Origin of the sequence: Flagellimonas sediminis (genome assembly GCF_010500845.1) — a bacterium.
GTDB lineage: Bacteria > Bacteroidota > Bacteroidia > Flavobacteriales > Flavobacteriaceae > Flagellimonas > Flagellimonas sediminis.
The window spans coordinates 45,780-61,611 of record NZ_JAAAMI010000006.1; the positions used below are offsets into that span (position 1 = coordinate 45,780).

15 protein-coding genes are annotated in these 15,832 nt (G+C 44.8%); 9 read left to right on the forward strand and 6 right to left on the reverse strand.

Annotated elements, in window-relative coordinates; translation table 11 throughout:
• Positions 1-8: 8 nt before the first annotated feature.
• Positions 9-338, reverse strand: a complete 330-nt coding sequence (locus tag GTK07_RS12630; RefSeq protein WP_163635615.1) for a hypothetical protein — start codon at positions 336-338, stop codon at positions 9-11.
• A gap of 174 nt (positions 339-512) precedes the next feature.
• Between GTK07_RS12630 and GTK07_RS12635 the strand changes: the two genes are divergently transcribed.
• The 3 genes from GTK07_RS12635 (at position 513) to GTK07_RS12645 (ending at position 3,158) form a co-directional block, all read left to right on the forward strand.
• Positions 513-674, forward strand: coding sequence for a DUF5522 domain-containing protein (locus GTK07_RS12635; protein ID WP_163635616.1), 162 nt, complete (start codon positions 513-515; stop codon positions 672-674).
• 63 nt (positions 675-737) lie between these two features.
• Positions 738-1,304: a DUF4136 domain-containing protein gene (locus GTK07_RS12640; RefSeq protein WP_163635617.1), complete on the forward strand. Its 567-nt coding sequence runs from the start codon at positions 738-740 to the stop codon at positions 1,302-1,304.
• A gap of 102 nt (positions 1,305-1,406) precedes the next feature.
• The gene (locus GTK07_RS12645) at positions 1,407-3,158 is read left to right on the forward strand and encodes an aromatic amino acid hydroxylase (protein WP_163635618.1); all 1,752 of its coding nucleotides are present in this window, start codon (positions 1,407-1,409) and stop codon (positions 3,156-3,158) included.
• On the opposite strand, the gene GTK07_RS12650 is transcribed toward GTK07_RS12645, so the two are convergent.
• From GTK07_RS12650 to alaS, 4 genes are read right to left on the reverse strand one after another with little or no spacing between them, the layout of a single operon-like run.
• A complete protein-coding gene (locus tag GTK07_RS12650) occupies positions 3,155-4,837 on the reverse strand; it encodes a M1 family aminopeptidase (RefSeq protein WP_163635619.1) in 1,683 nt (560 codons plus the stop codon). The genes GTK07_RS12645 and GTK07_RS12650 overlap by 4 nt on opposite strands.
• A 55-nt stretch (positions 4,838-4,892) precedes the next feature.
• Positions 4,893-5,507 (reverse strand): DUF4230 domain-containing protein, encoded by a 615-nt coding sequence (locus tag GTK07_RS12655; RefSeq protein ID WP_163635620.1) that lies wholly within the window; start codon positions 5,505-5,507, stop codon positions 4,893-4,895.
• Positions 5,508-6,455, reverse strand: coding sequence for a GSCFA domain-containing protein (locus tag GTK07_RS12660; RefSeq protein WP_163635621.1), 948 nt, complete (start codon positions 6,453-6,455; stop codon positions 5,508-5,510).
• Positions 6,455-9,067 (reverse strand): alanine--tRNA ligase, encoded by a 2,613-nt coding sequence (alaS, locus tag GTK07_RS12665; RefSeq protein ID WP_163635622.1) that lies wholly within the window; start codon positions 9,065-9,067, stop codon positions 6,455-6,457. The genes GTK07_RS12660 and alaS overlap by 1 nt, the downstream gene beginning before the upstream one ends.
• A gap of 102 nt (positions 9,068-9,169) precedes the next feature.
• On the opposite strand from alaS, the gene GTK07_RS12670 reads away from it, so the two are divergent.
• From GTK07_RS12670 to GTK07_RS12695, 6 genes are all read left to right on the forward strand, one after another.
• Complete coding sequence (locus GTK07_RS12670) at positions 9,170-10,147, forward strand: M23 family metallopeptidase (RefSeq protein WP_163635623.1); 978 nt, start codon at positions 9,170-9,172, stop codon at positions 10,145-10,147.
• Positions 10,147-10,476 carry a MerR family transcriptional regulator gene (locus tag GTK07_RS12675; protein ID WP_119640027.1) on the forward strand — a complete coding sequence of 110 codons (330 nt, stop codon included), beginning with the start codon at positions 10,147-10,149 and terminating at the stop codon, positions 10,474-10,476. The genes GTK07_RS12670 and GTK07_RS12675 overlap by 1 nt, the downstream gene beginning before the upstream one ends.
• A 20-nt stretch (positions 10,477-10,496) precedes the next feature.
• Positions 10,497-11,096, forward strand: a complete 600-nt coding sequence (locus GTK07_RS12680; RefSeq protein ID WP_163635624.1) for a LemA family protein — start codon at positions 10,497-10,499, stop codon at positions 11,094-11,096.
• A gap of 11 nt (positions 11,097-11,107) precedes the next feature.
• Positions 11,108-11,545: a TPM domain-containing protein gene (locus tag GTK07_RS12685; RefSeq protein ID WP_163635625.1), complete on the forward strand. Its 438-nt coding sequence runs from the start codon at positions 11,108-11,110 to the stop codon at positions 11,543-11,545.
• The gene (locus tag GTK07_RS12690; RefSeq protein WP_163635626.1) at positions 11,526-12,314 is read left to right on the forward strand and encodes a TPM domain-containing protein; all 789 of its coding nucleotides are present in this window, start codon (positions 11,526-11,528) and stop codon (positions 12,312-12,314) included. The genes GTK07_RS12685 and GTK07_RS12690 overlap by 20 nt, the downstream gene beginning before the upstream one ends.
• A gap of 64 nt (positions 12,315-12,378) precedes the next feature.
• Positions 12,379-12,852: a hypothetical protein gene (locus tag GTK07_RS12695; RefSeq protein WP_163635627.1), complete on the forward strand. Its 474-nt coding sequence runs from the start codon at positions 12,379-12,381 to the stop codon at positions 12,850-12,852.
• A gap of 11 nt (positions 12,853-12,863) precedes the next feature.
• Here GTK07_RS12695 and GTK07_RS12700 read toward each other — a convergent pair whose 3' ends face one another.
• Positions 12,864-15,653, reverse strand: coding sequence for an outer membrane beta-barrel protein (locus tag GTK07_RS12700; protein ID WP_203583793.1), 2,790 nt, complete (start codon positions 15,651-15,653; stop codon positions 12,864-12,866).
• Between the last annotated feature and the right edge of the window lie 179 nt (positions 15,654-15,832).

Sequence of the window (15,832 nt, forward strand, 5' to 3'; positions counted from 1 at the left end):
CCAAAGAATTAACGCGTCAAGTACTGCAAAAAACCAAAGGTTTTCCGTTTGGAAAGATACTGCATATCCTTTTCATGGGCATAGGCCTCACGCTCAAAGCTAATGTTCTGATACGCTCGGTAACTGTCCAGATACAGCAACGTACGCAGTAACCATTCTGTAATATAAAGAATGTAAAAAGGTAAGATCAACAGTTCGCGCTGTTGACGCAGATGGATACGCTCGTGATTGATGAGCACCTCATCCGTCTTCAGGGAATCCTCCTTCAAGATGATGAACGGCCAAAGGGAAAGGCCCACATAATTTTTATAGAAGACATGTTTAAAAACGAGTATCACCTGAAATGTATCAAAGCTTTCCTACAAATATAACGGCATAGCATGCAGAAAATAAGGCCATCCCGATAATAATAGTAACAATTTCGGTGAATAACCCTGTTTTCGAAATCTTAAAACCTTGGTTGCTTTGATCGGAAAGCCGTAACTTTAAGTAATGATAGGGTAATTTCATACATGAAAGAACACATTCCCTTGGAAGAGGGCGATTTTTACTTTTCGGAAAAGGGATATAGGGTTTTTACGGAGCAGTACCTTTTAAAACGGGGCTATTGTTGCGAAAGCGGTTGCAGGCACTGCCCGTATGGGTATAATCCTAAAACCAATTCGAGGTCGTAAATGCCTCATTCGGCATAATATTTGTGCATGTTTTACCAATCTCAAGAATTTAAAAAAAGTACTATGAAAAGTTTAAAACGTATTGCACTGGTCGCCTTCACCCTGGGTCTGTTCGTTTCCTGTAGCACCGTTCAGGTAGTTTCCGATTACGACAAACAGGCCGATTTTAACACGTATCGAAGCTATGCTTTCTACAAAACAGGTATTGACAAGGCCCAAATTTCCGATCTGGACAAAAAACGCATCTTGCGTGCCATTGAAACCGAACTGGCTTCTCGCGGATTTGTAAAATCGGACAATCCTGATGTTTTGATCAGCATCTTCACCAAAGAACGTGAGCGTGTTGATGTCTACAACAACTACGGTTGGGGTTGGGGCGGATTCTACAATCCCTATGTTTGGGGTCCCGGTTGGGGCTGGGGTTGGGGCAACAATGTGAGCACCCGCACCGAAGGGTCATTGTACATTGATGTGATCGACGCCAATAAAAAAGAATTGGTATGGCAAGGACGTGGAGTGGGCACCTTGAGCAATACCAAGAGCATTGAAAAGAAAGAGGAGCGTATCCGTGAATTTGTTTCCCAGATTCTGAAGGAATATCCTCCCCAAACGGCAGTAGCCGTTAACTAAAAAATACGAACCGCCCAAAGGGCGGTTTTTTATTGCTCTTCATTTAGATTTTCGAGATTCCGACATCGATTTCGTATCTTTAAGTCCAATAAAAATGCACAAATGAGTTACGAATCCAATCCCATACTGGACAAACTTCCCAAGCACCTCAAACAGTTCATCAAACCGCAGAACTATGAAGATTACACAGCCATTGACCAAGCCGTTTGGCGTTATGTGATGCGAAAAAATGTGGATTATTTGAGCCAAGTGGCGCACAGTTCGTATGTGGATGGATTGAAGAAAACCGGCATTTCCATCGACCAGATCCCGAACATGTACGGTATGAACCGTATCCTGAAGGAAATCGGTTGGGCGGCCGTGGCAGTGGACGGATTTATTCCCCCTTCGGCCTTTATGGAATTTCAGGCGTACAATGTGTTGGTGATCGCTTCGGATATCCGTCAACTCGAAAACATTGAATACACCCCCGCACCGGATATCATCCACGAAGGGGCCGGACATGCACCCATTATTGCCAATCCGGAATATGCCGAATATTTAAGGCGCTTTGGGGAGATTGGCTGCAAGGCGATTTCCAGTGCCAAGGATTATGAACTGTACGATGCGGTGCGCCATCTTTCTATCATCAAAGAGGCCCACGGCACACCCCAAGAAGAGATTGAAAAAGCTGAAAAACATATCGAATACCTGCAAGAGAACATGGGGGAACCCAGTGAGATGGCCCTCATCCGTAACCTGCACTGGTGGACCGTGGAATACGGCTTGATAGGCACTGTGGAACATCCCAAGATCTATGGGGCGGGACTGCTTTCCTCCATTGGGGAAAGTGCTTGGTGCATGACGGACCAAGTGAAAAAGATTCCCTACTCCATTGAAGCGGCACGAACCGAGTTTGACATTACCAAACCACAACCCCAGTTGTTCGTTACCCCGGATTTCGCTTTTTTGAGCCAGGTGCTGGAAGATTTTGCCAATACCATGGCCGTACGTAAAGGTGGGCTTTTGGGTATCAAAAAATTGATCACTTCCCAAGCGTTGGGTACCATTGAGCTGAGCACGGGACTCCAAATTTCAGGGGAATTCCATAATGTGATTGAGCATGATGGCAAACCTATCTATATCCAGACCAAAGGCCCGACAGCCTTGGCGTATCGGGAAAAAGAACTCGTGGGACATAGCACCGCCTATCACGAGGAAGGTTTTGGGTCGCCCATTGGGAAATTGAAGGGTATCAACATCGCCATTGAAGATATGGGACCGCGAGATTTGAAGGCTTATAAAATTTACGAAGGGGAGCAAATTTCCTTGGAATTTGAAGGAGGCATCAAGGTTGAAGGAACCATCATAACCGGTACTCGAAACCTGATGGGCAAGATCATCCTCATCACCTTTAAGGATTGTACTGTGACCCATGAAGGCAAGATACTGTTTCAACCGGAATGGGGGTTGTACGACATGGCCGTTGGCCAAAGTGTGGTTTCCGCCTACAACGGTCCGGCCGACCTCAATAGTTTTGACCTCATCACCCATCAGTTGACCGAGACCACTATCAAGCCAAAGAAAAGTGCCAAAAGGTTGCAATTGGAGCAATATTACCAGCAAGTGCGGGACTTTAGGGAAGGTACAAACACCACCATTTCCCGAAACAAGGTTTTCCAGGTCATCAAAAGTGAATTCCCTGAGGATTGGCTATTGCCCGTGGAATTGTATGAATTGGCCAAACAGGGCGACGACCACCATTTTCAAAAAGAAATATTGGACCATTTGGAAAACATCAAACGCAACAATCCGAAAGTGGGCCATTTGATCGACGACGGTATCAAATTGGCAGATGCTAGCTTGGTAAGTTAAAAGCCAAGTTTTTCGATATTGGATTCGGTTTCCTTCAGTTGGGGCACCATGGCCTTTTTGATGGGATAGAAAGCAAATTTAAAGGTCTTACCATCTCGCTTTACCCCGAGTTCCACTTCGTGGTCAATACTACCTTGCCAAATGCTGCGGGAAAATACCTCATCCCCTTCACGTAACCCTGCATTCCAGGCTGCACTGCCTTCCACTACACTTTGGATTCCTTTTCGGTCTTCGGTAAATTCAAAACCCAACTCGTAGATATCGTTCATGGGATCATATTCCAATCCCAGTTCGTCGAACAATCCATAAAGGTCCACCTTGGCCCCTTCCTCAATATGTTGTTGAAAAAAGGCCTCAAAATCATCACCTAAAAATTCCTTCATCACTTTAATGAAATAGGCATGGGTCAATTTTTGGTCTTTGGCCTTGACATCCTTATAAATTTGATGCATCACATTATCCAAACTTTGTTTTCCTTTGGATGTTTCACGGATTTTTTGGTCCAAATAGAAGGCAAACACAGCCCCTCTCCAATACGGCAGTTTGGAATAATCCCGATTGCCCCAAAAGTTATCGTAGTTGATATCGGTATTGGGAGCTTCCACCACTGGGGACGCATACAAATCACGGATGGTGCGGTTCATCTCGCGGATATAAAAGGCTCCAGTTAGACCATTGATCTTGTTGGCTGCAATATTTTTGAAGGTATAATATTCGGTAAAGCCCTCACTGAACCAATATTGTTCCTCCTCGTTGGAATTTTTGATGGTATGCCCGATCCAGTTGTGCATCAACTCATGATTGAACAGGTACACCAACTGTTCAATATCCGTAAAATCGTTGTTGGAAATGGAGGTGGCAAAAGAATTGGTGAGCCCCGTCCCTTGAAAACTGCTTCCGGTTTCCTGCGGAAAAGGCTGCATGGTCACTGTGAAGTATTCTTGTGAATGGTCGTTCCAGAAATTGCGCTGACAGGTCAAAGTCCGTTCCAGCACTTGGAACACCTTCTCCTCTTGGAACGGAATCCATTCCCCTCGGGTGGCCAAACTGATCTGGTTGCCTTGGATCTCCCCGGAAAGCACCCTAAAGTCCCCTCCCACAAAAATGGCATTTCCAAAAAGTGCCATATCCATATCCTTCAACTCTTGCAACTTTTTTTGGCTTCCAAAACTGTTGTGGATGGTATAATCCTCTGGAAACGCAGACCAATCCAATACAATGTCCTGATTGCTCTCTGCCTGTTCGGGCACCATGAACATATTGTGGGAAAACGCATGGAAATAAGCATCGCTGATGATAGGTCGATAGATTCTGCCTGTAGACAAGTCACCATCAAAGTCCTGCTTGAGGAAATACTCAAACTCCAATTGTTCGGTATCCTTGGGATGCATCAACACGATGCGACTGCTATCCATATCCTTTTCCACCACCCCTTCCACATTCAGCAAACGCATCTCACCCAAGGTGTTGAACAGTTTTTCCTGACCCCACGCCTCATTGGGAAACGACAGGGTGGTCACCCCACTGGTATCCGCGGGAATACTCATGCGGATTTTCAGTTGTGTCACGCTATCCACCTTAACCGGGGTTATGGTGTAGCAGATGTCGGCTTTGGGTTTTTGATTGCAGGCAAAGAAAAAAGTGGCTAAAAGGCCGGTTAGTAGAGCTCTTTTAAACATGGATTACATTGATTGATGAACTATAAAGACGCAAAAAAACGGGAAATGTGACAGATTAATCCAGAATTTTATCCAATTCCTCCATATTCTGTACCGGGACATCCTCAAAAACCAAGGTCCAACCCATGGAATGGGTGAGCACTAAAATACGGGAAAGTTCACTGACCAAGCGGTTTTCGGCATTGGATCGTAATGTGGAAGCATCGATTTTTTTCATCAATGAAGCGTTTACATTGCGTTTGATCAAATTGTAATCTTCCGCCTTGAAAGGATTAAGGTAATCAGCGGTGACATCGTAGTATTCAAAATCGGGATTGATCTTGATTTCCGGATCCGGAATGTTCGTAATCTTAACGGTCTTGTTCTCCTCATCCAAATCATAGGTAACTTGGGAAAGGTCATACACCACCATCACCTCGGCATTTACGACTACCAACGCTTTTTTCTGGGCGGTGACCAAGGGGCCAAAAAGTTCCCGCGAATCTTTATAATTGTATACTTCCGCAAAATGCCCTTCCGTCACGATCAATTTGGAAACGTTTTTAAGTTCCTGCTGGATCAGCATGGAATTCTCTTCCAAGATGGTCTTTTTTTCCCTATCGTCGGTACAAGACCTGTAGATCAAAACCGAAGCCAGGGCAATCACGGCGCCAATGAGTATTTTCTTCATTTATTCGAATTTCATGAAAGGATACCTTTCTTGAAGATACGTAATTTTTGCCCGGAGCGATGTCCTAAACTTCTCGTGCGCCTCTGATCCTGGGTTAAAAGGACGGTGTTGCAGCCCCTTTCGAACGCTTTCCACTTCGTCCATAATGGGGTAGGCTTCGGAAGAAATCCAGACGGTTTTGAATTTTTCCCAAATGTAATCCACGGCCAACGCATTGGGATGCACCATATCCTCGGCATAAAAACGATAATCACGCAGTTCATCCATCATGATCTCGTAAGCTGGAAAGTAGGACACACTGCGTCCATTTATTATATGATGTAGTGCTGTAATTAGATGCGACTTGCCCTGTTGGTTTTCCATAAAACCATCTTTCAGGTGCCGAACCGGCGAAATCGTAAATATGAGTTTTGCCTTGGGATTTGCGCTGCCAATCAAACTCACCAGATTTTCCAAACTGGATTGGATGGTATCAACAGAAAGTAGATTTTTAGTGAATTCCCTTTGGGGAACTTTATGGCAATTGGCCACTATTTTTTGGGAAGCTATATGTTCGTACACCCAAGCCGTTCCCAAAGTTATGATGATGTGGGAAGCACTTTCCACCCATTGCCTTGTGAGTCGCAACCTTTGGTTGAACAGTTCCACCAAGGTTTTTTGGTCATCGGAACGCACCTCGGAATGCGCATCAAAACAACGCCAAATACCCTCTTGGCAGAATACCTCATCTTGTTGGTAAAAAGAACTTTCCAGTGCGCGCTTGACCAAGTTTTCCAAAGCCAGGGGCTGGAACAACACCCCGAAGGGATTTTGGTATTGGGGAAATTGAAAGTAATTCAGCTTGTACCCCATGTTTTCCACAAAACAAGAACCCAACAACAGCACTTTTCCCTGATAATCGATGGGATGATCTGCGGGCTGTAAGGGTACTTTGGTCTGTAGCTCCATCAAGAAAGATATGCCTTCACTTTATCTAAAGCTTCTGGGATTCCAGCAGGGTTTTTACCCCCTGCGGTTGCAAAGAAAGGTTGGCCTCCACCACCGCCTTGAATGTATTTGCCCAATTCACGGACAATGGTTCCTGCATTCAGGTTCTTTGCAGCTACCAATTCCTTAGAAATATAACAACTCAACAAGGCCTTCCCTTCACTCTCGGAGGCAAGTAATAAGAAGAGGTTGTCCTCTTGTCCGCCAATTTCAAAAGCCAAATCCTTGATGCCCGCAGCATCCAAATCCACTTTTTTGGAGAGGAATTGGATTCCGTTGATTTCTTTCAACTCGGCGATCAGGTCATTTTTTAAACCTTTGGCCTTGTCCTTCAACAATTGCTCCACTTGCTTTTTGAGCGCGGTATTTTCATCCTGCAAACTTGCCACGGCCTTTACGGGGTCTGGGGTATTGTGCAAAAGATCTTTGATCTCGAACAACATGCGGTTGTTCGTAAAGTAAAATTCTTTCACTGCATCGGAAGTGATGGCCTCGATCCTTCGGATACCTGCTGCCACGGCACCTTCTGACACAATCTTGAAATGCCAGATATCCCCTGTGTTCTTCACATGGGTACCGCCACAAAGTTCAATGGATTGTCCAAAACGGATGGTGCGAACGGTATCTCCATATTTTTCGCCAAAAAGGGCCATGGCCCCATCTTCCATGGCTTGTTTGATGGGTACATTACGATGTTCCTCCAAAGCCAAATGTCCATCGATACGAGCATTGACGAAGTTTTCCACTTTTCGCAATTCCTCAACGGATAGTTTGGCAAAGTGCGAAAAGTCGAAACGCAGGTATTTGGAGTGTACCGCAGAGCCTTTTTGCTCCACATGGGTTCCCAGAACTTCACGAAGTGCTTGGTGCAACAAATGCGTAGCGGTATGGTTGCAAGCTGTCCTCCAACGTTGCTTATGGTCCACTACTGCCTTGAAAGTCTCGTTTACGTTATCGGGCAACGATTCTGCAAAATGTACGATCTCGTTGTTTTCCCTTTTGGTGTCCACAATATAGGTGACATCGCCGTTCGGTGATTCCAGATAACCTTTGTCCCCCACTTGGCCTCCGCCTTCGGCATAAAAGGGAGTTAGGTTGAACACCAATTGGTATTGGTCCCCCTCCTTTTTACTACTGATCTTTCGGTACTTCACCAACTTCACATTAGCTTCAAGACTATCATAACCGATGAATTCCTGTTCTGAATCTGTCATCAAAACGGTCCAGTCATCTTTGGAAACCTCGGAGGCAGCACGGGAACGGTCTTTTTGGGCTTTTAGTGCCTTGTTGAAGCCTTCAACATCGAGTTGATATCCTTTTTCCTCCAAAATCAAGGAAGTCAAATCGATAGGAAAACCGAAAGTATCATATAATTCGAAAGCTTTTTCGCCATCAATGGTCTTTTCCTTGGCCGATTTGATGACCGAATCCAAAAGTACAAGACCTTGCTCTAAAGTGCTCAAAAAAGAACTCTCTTCTTCCTTGATCACATTCTCTATCAGTTGTTTTTGTTCCTTCAACTCTGGGAAAGCGGTTCCCATTTGTTCGCCCAGCACCTTCACCAATCGATGGATAAAAGGTTGGTTGGTATCCAAAAAGGTAAAACCATATCGGATCGCACGTCGCAAAATCCTTCGGATGACGTAACCCGCTCCTGTGTTGCTCGGCAATTGCCCATCGGCAATGGAAAAGGAAACCGCACGCACGTGATCGGCAATCACCCGAATGGCAATATCCGTTTTCTCATCCTTGCCATATTTGTGTCCCGTGATGACCTCAATTTCACGGATCAATGGGGTGAACACATCGGTATCGTAATTGGATTGAACGCCTTGCAATACCATGCAAAGTCGTTCAAAGCCCATTCCGGTGTCAATATGCTTTTCTGGCAGGGGCTCCAAACTTCCGTTGGCCTTGCGGTTGAACTGCATAAATACCAAGTTCCAGATTTCCACCACCTGCGGATGGTCTTGGTTCACCAAGGATGCCCCCGGAATTTTTGTTTTTTCAGCCTTGGAACGAATGTCCACGTGGATTTCGGAACAGGGCCCGCAAGGTCCCTGATCGCCCATTTCCCAAAAATTGTCTTTTTTGTTTCCTTTGATGATGCGGTCTTCGGGCACAATGGCCTTCCAAAGATTGTAGGCTTCTTGGTCCAATGGCAGGCCATCGTCCTCGCTGCCCTCAAAAACAGAAACATATAGGCTGTCCTTATCTATTTTGTATACTTCGGTGAGCAATTCCCATGCCCACTGAATGGCTTCTTTTTTAAAATAGTCCCCAATACTCCAGTTGCCCAACATCTCGAACATGGTGTGGTGGTAGGTATCCTTCCCCACTTCTTCCAAATCGTTGTGCTTTCCGCTTACACGCAGACACTTTTGGGTATCGGCCAAACGCTTGTGCTTGGCTACGGAATTCCCCAAGAAATATTCCTTGAACTGGTTCATACCTGCATTGGTGAACATCAAGGTGGGATCGTCTTTCATGACCATTGGGGCCGATGGAACGATCTTGTGGCTCTTCTCTTTGAAAAAGTTTAAAAACTGGGCTCTAACTTCTTGGGATGTCATTGAATTCCTAGGGTTTTCTTAAATTTAACACTTAAAGCAAAACAATTTTTATATTTGTCTGTTTTGATAAAAGAGTGAGCAAAAATAGGATAAAATCCATACATGTCTAAAGTTAAGTACTATTACGACCCGGACACCCTTTCCTATCGAAAGATCGAACCGAAGAAATCCAAAAGATACAGGAATGTCCTGTTATTTGTATTGGGTTCCGCCTTGTTCGGACTTCTCGGTCTTGTCATCCTTTTGAACACCCGTTGGGTGAACACACCAAAGGAACTTTCTTTGGAACGCGAGGTTAGGAACTACGAGTTACAGTTCGATATTTTGAGCAAGAAGATGCAACAGATGGAGCAAGTTTTGGCCAATATCGAAGATCGCGACAACAATATTTACCGATTGTATTTTGAAGCCAATCCCATTCCCGAAGAACAACGCAAGGCCGGATTCGGGGGAATCAACCGTTACAAATCGTTGGAGGGTTTTAACAATTCAGAAATTATCATCGATGCCACCAAGCGGTTGGACATCATACAAAAGCAGATGGTGATCCAATCCAAATCATTGGACGAAATCGCCAAATTGGCCGAGGAGAAGGAAAAATTATTGGCTGCCATTCCTGCCATTCAACCCATCAATAATGAAGAACTTACTAGGATGGCCTCTGGTTACGGTTGGCGTTCCGACCCCTTTACCAAAGCACGTAAGATGCACTGGGGCATGGACTTTACCGCGCCAAGGGGAACCCCTATTTATGCCTCTGGAGATGGGAAAATCACCCGTGCCGACAACAAATCTTCGGGGTATGGCAAACACATCCGAATAGACCATGGTTACGGTTATATTTCCTTGTACGGTCATTTGAGCAAATACAATGTTACCGTGGGCCAAAAGGTAAAACGTGGTGACCTCATCGGGTTTGTGGGCAGCACCGGCCGTTCCGAAGCACCGCATTTACACTACGAGATCTTTAAGGACGGGGAACGCATCAACCCCATTAACTTCTACTACGGAAGTTTGACAGCAGAAGAGTTTGAGAACATGCTCAAACATGCCAATCAAGAGAACCAATCCTTGGATTAATGCACATAGAGCTTCCTGAAAAAAGATATTATGGCATTGGTGAAGTAGCCAACGCCTTTGGGGTAAACACCTCCCTGATCCGTTTTTGGGAAAAGGAGTTTGATGTGCTACAACCCAAAAAAAACGCGAAGGGTAACCGAAAATTTACACCTGAGGACATCAAGAACCTTCAAATGATCTACCATCTGGTGAAGGAACGGGGGTTTACCCTGGAAGGTGCCAAGACCCATCTGAAGGAAGAAAAGCAAAAGGCACTTTCAACTTTTGAAGTCATCCAAAAACTGGAAAAAGTAAAGGCCGAACTCCTGAAAATCAAGGAACAACTATAAAACACTAAAACCATACGAAAATGAAAAAAGGCATCATCGCCATCATAGTACTGATTGTTTTGGCAGTACTCATTGGCAGTTGGTACGTAAGCACCAACAACAAACTTGTGGACATGAAAGGCCAGGCGACCAAGCAATGGGCCAATGTGGAAAGTTCTTATCAGCGTAGAAGCGATTTGATCGGGAATTTGGTAAAAACTGTACAAGGTGCCGCCGATTTTGAGCGTACAACCTTGTCGGAAGTCATCGAGGCTCGGGCCAAGGCCACTTCTACCACCATTGATGCGAACAACATCACTCCAGAGCAAATGGCACAGTTTCAGGAAGCACAGGCGGGCCTTTCCTCTGCATTGTCCAGATTATTGGTCACGGTGGAACGCTATCCTGACCTCAAGGCCAACCAAAACTTTTTGGAGCTACAATCCCAATTGGAAGGCACTGAGAACCGCATCAACGTGGAGCGTAATCGTTTCAATGATCTGGCCGGGGAGTACAACATCAAAATTCAACAGATACCCACCAACATTGTGGCAAGTTTGGCCAATTTTGACCCCATGGCGCTTTTCACTTCCAAACCAGGAGCTGAAAACGCCCCAGATGTGAACTTCGAATTCAATTAAGCATGTCGAACATGTCGCACGTAGAGGAATTTTTAAGTGCCGAGGAAGAGCAGGACATCATCAATGCCATTGTTGAAGCCGAGAAAAACACCTCTGGTGAAATCAGGGTACACATTGAGGCCACTGCCAAAATAGATCATTTTAGTAGGGCCCAGCAAATTTTTCACTTTCTGAAAATGGGCAACACCAAGGAAAACAACGGGGTGTTGATCTACGTGGCCGTGGACGACAAAAAATTCGTGATCTATGGTGACAGTGGCATTGACCGTGCCGTTCCCAAAGGCTTTTGGGACACCACCAAGGATGTGATGGCATCACATTTTAAAAAAGGAGATTTTAAACAAGGAATCGTTGAAGGGGTTTTAATGGCAGGGAAGGAACTACAGTCCCACTTTCCATGGAACCAGAACGATACCAATGAACTGAGCGATGCCATATCCAAAGGGTAGTTTCATACTGGCTTTTTTATGCGTCTCACTAGTTTGGGGGCAGTTCACCATACCTGAAAAACCCAAGGTTCAGACAAGCGTTTACGACTATGTGAGCCTTTTATCCACTTCCCAAAAAAGGGAGTTGGAACAGAAACTCATCCGATATTCCGATAGTACTTCCACCCAAATTGTAGTGGCCATCATCGGTTCCACCGAAGGTGAGGACATCACCTATCTTGGAGCTCAATGGGGCCATAAATGGGGCATTGGACAAGCCGATAAGGACAACGGCGTTCTGGTTCTTTTGGCCAAGGACGACCGAAGGATCGCCATCAATACCGGTTATGGAGTGGAAGGCTCCCTTACCGACCTGATGTCCAAACGCATCATTGAATCCGTCATCATTCCCGAGTTTAAGAAAGGGGACTATTATGCCGGTCTTGATAAAGGTTCCGACGCCATTTTTAAAGTATTGACAGGGGAGTTCAGTGAGGACCGCACCTTTGGCAATGCTACCCGATTCCCTTTTGAAGCTTTGTTTCCCTTTATCATTTTTATCGTGATCCTGATCATTCTTTGGAGTAGAAAAAACAAAGGAGGCGGTGGCAAAGGAGGTCGCAGGGGCAGCGGACTCGACATTTGGGACATGATCATTTTGAGCAATATGGGCCGTAGTTCCGGTTCTTCCGGTGGATTTGGCAGTGGAGGCGGATTCAGCGGGGGAGGTTTTGGTGGTGGCTTCGGGGGAGGCGGCTTTGGAGGCGGAGGAGCCTCTGGAGGTTGGTAAATTTCCTTCAAGCAATTGAAAAGCAACCCATTGGATACTTTATCATCTTCGGTTAAAAACTGTGATGCTTCAAAAATCCGCCCTATTCTTCCTTACCCTATTTATTTTATCCTGTAGCGATTCAAAAACGGAACTCCCTGATTGTTCCTTAGTCGATTGCGATGTAGCAGACAACACTGTCTATATCCTGTTTTTAGATGCAGATACAGATGAAAATCTTTTGGACAGTGGAGGTATCCAAAATGAAACCGTTTTGATCAGCGATGGTACCAATGAGATTTCCCATTCAATCGTAGAAAATACGGAGAGGGGAACAATTTTATACTTCAATGTGAACCCTGCCAACTATGGCAACAAATCTTTCGACATCACTTTTGAGGGTGGGGAGTTATTTACCATTTCTTTTAACACGAGTTATTTAGAAGGTGAATGCTGCGGACCTTTTACAGGAATCGATGCTATTGCAATTAGCACCTACCTCAACGAATATTCAACAACCGGAGCACTGCCGTTGAACATTACCTTGTATATTGACTAACCACTACTCTCTTAGAATCTGATGAACCTAGGACCTCCTCCCTGGTTAGGCGCGCCCTTTCCTCCAAAAGAATCAAATTTGATGGTCAAACTTCCCATAAAATAACGCTTAAGAACGGTACCTTGGTAATCCTGAATAAAATCCTGTCCGGTGGTTCTTTGTGAGTTGATGTTCTGGTTGAGCAGGTCAAAAGCCAATACCTTTAAAGTAGCCCTCTTTTTAAACATTTGAAGTCCCAAACTCATATTCCAGAAAATGGCATCCTTATCAAAGCCGGCACCCAAATTTCCATTGTAGCTATAGGTGATATCATTCCCCCAGACCAAATTTTCAGGCCAAAAGGTCGTCAACTTAATGGCCAGGTTGTGCGTGATGTAATCGATATCGTTCACATTATCCAGGTTATAACGGGTGGAATAGATGCCCAATCGGTATTCCGGCTCCAATTCTATTTTCTCCATTAAGTTGAACAACAACCCAATCCTTGGGTTCAAGTTGAGAGTTTTGGCCTCTAACCTACTTCCATTGGTGAAACCTACTTGACGGCTGATATTGGCGTATGGATTGATGGTAAACTTCATGGTGTACAAGCTATCCTTTTTGATTTGCCTGGAATAGCTGATTCCCATCCAACCCCGGTAGTTTCCTGCCACGTTTTGATAATTAGTTGTCCTGATAAAATTTTCGTCCGTGGTAGTGCTGGAAACAATCTTGTCCTTTTCAAGCGTCATCCCAGAATAAATGAAAATTCCAGTTCTGTCCTTCCAATTATAATCGTTATAATTCAAATAGATATTATGATTGATTTCCGGACCCAAATTGGGATTACCCACAATAATGTTCAAGGGGTTGCTCACATTCGGAACCGGTTGCAACTGGTTTACCGAAGGTACATTCAAATTGGAATTGTAATTGGTACTGAATCTTTTACCATTGCCAATGTCATAGTTCAGGTATGAGTTGAACAAAAGATTGCTGTAATCCTTGGAAAAGGTGGTGGATTGGATAAAATCCTCATTGTCCAAACCTATCTGTTCCAGTCTTGCCCGAAAGTTGAACCGTAACTTTTTTCCGTTGGAACCAAACCCGATTTCGGGAATGTGTTTGTTCACATTGAAGTTAAAATCCGAACTCAACGTTGAATTGAAAACATAGTCCCCCGTAACATCATCAAAATCGGCAACAGATCGTTCGTTGTTCTGCTCATTGTTGTTGTAGCTGTATCGGAAATCCAGGTATAGATCTTTGTTCAAGGAGTGACGGTACGAAGCTCCCAGCTCATAGGAATCATTGGAATTATCAATCGTGGTACGCTGATCTTGGGTCTGTTCGCTGGGGTTGCCCCCGAAAATACTACGCTGTGTATTCAAGAAAGATTCCGAGTCGTTCACCCGATTGCTGTTATCAAAATAGGCCCGGACATAGCTACCCAGGGTATCCAGCTTTTTCATGATCTCCAATCGATTGCCAAAATTTCTTTGGAAACCATCCGTGGTCTGTAAACTGGTACTGCTGTTGATCAAATTTCCATCCTCATCCGTGGAAACGGTATTGGACGAATCCGTGGACCGCGTGCTGTTCATGTTCAAATTGGGCTGAATGGTGATTCTTGTGGTCTTGTCCACATCAAATTCCAAATTAGCGGCCCCTTGATTGGAAATGGTAGCCCCCACAAAACTGGATTCGGTGTCGGTAAAATAACTGCCATCGGGTAAAATGTTCTCCCGAAACGTTTTTTCGTTGTTGTATGAATCGCTGTAGGCATAAAAATAGTTGCCGTCCGTTTTGTACTTGCCCTTGTCCTGGTCGGCATAACTGGCTCCCAGAGTTGAAGAAGTGGTAATCCCCTGTCCAAATCCGAACGACATGTTTCCTATGGCAAACCCACCATTGCTATTAAAGCTAAAGCCGCCTCCCCGGGAATTGCCAACCATCTCATATATTTCATCAAAGGAGAATCCCGGGTTGTTGATATTGTTGGAGCTCCCCAGTACACTGATCCGTTGGGTATCGTTAAAATAGTTGAGCAATCCGTTGGCCTGATACCGGTCATCCGTTCCGTATCCGCCGGACAATCGGCCCATATACCCTTTGTTCTTATCCTCTTTGAGCGTGAGGTTAATGGTCTTGGTCTCGCCATCCCCTTCATCACCTACAAATTCCTGTTCCTTGGTTTTGGTATTGGTAATTTGGATCTTACTGATCACGTCCTTTGACAAGGTTTTAGTCGCCACCTTCGGGTCCGTGCTGAAAAACACCTGTCCATTGACCAGTACCTGGTTCACCTCCTTGCCGTTGACGGTAATCTTCCCATCACTGTCCACCTCCACTCCAGGGAGTTTTTTGAGGACATCCTCCACCGTGGCGTCTGGCCTGACCTTAAACGAGTCCGCATTGAATTCCAATGTATCCTTTTTGATGGTGATGGGAACACGCTCCCCGATCACATCGATACCTGCGAGTTGTTGAACCCGCTCCTCAAGCCTAATTTCACTAAGGGTAACTTCGGGTTTAAGCTCCACTTCCTGGGCTACGGATTGGTATCCATTGGATGAGAAAGCCAACCGCAGTTTTTTGTATGCTGTTTTTCCCTCTAATGCAAAAAATCCGTCGGCATTGGTGATGGTGTAAGTGACCAAAGTGCTGTCCTTTATGGTCTCGGCATATACCGTGGCCGCTTCAATTGGGTTTCCGGTGGCGGCATCCACAATTTTACCCTTGACCATAAATTCTTGGCCGGACATTGGGGTAAAGGAAAAAAATAGGGAAACAAAAACGAGGTAGAAGTAAATTCTTTTCAAATGGCAGTTTGTTTTGTGATTGACTTAGCTGTCAACCAAAATATTGCATTGAAATTTTATTGGCGATCCTTTTAACGAAACTTTGAGAAAATTTCAACAAAAACAGGTGTAGACCTTAAAAAAATCATAAAAATTTGGCTATACATATCCATTGTCAAAAAAACATTCGTAAATCCCAA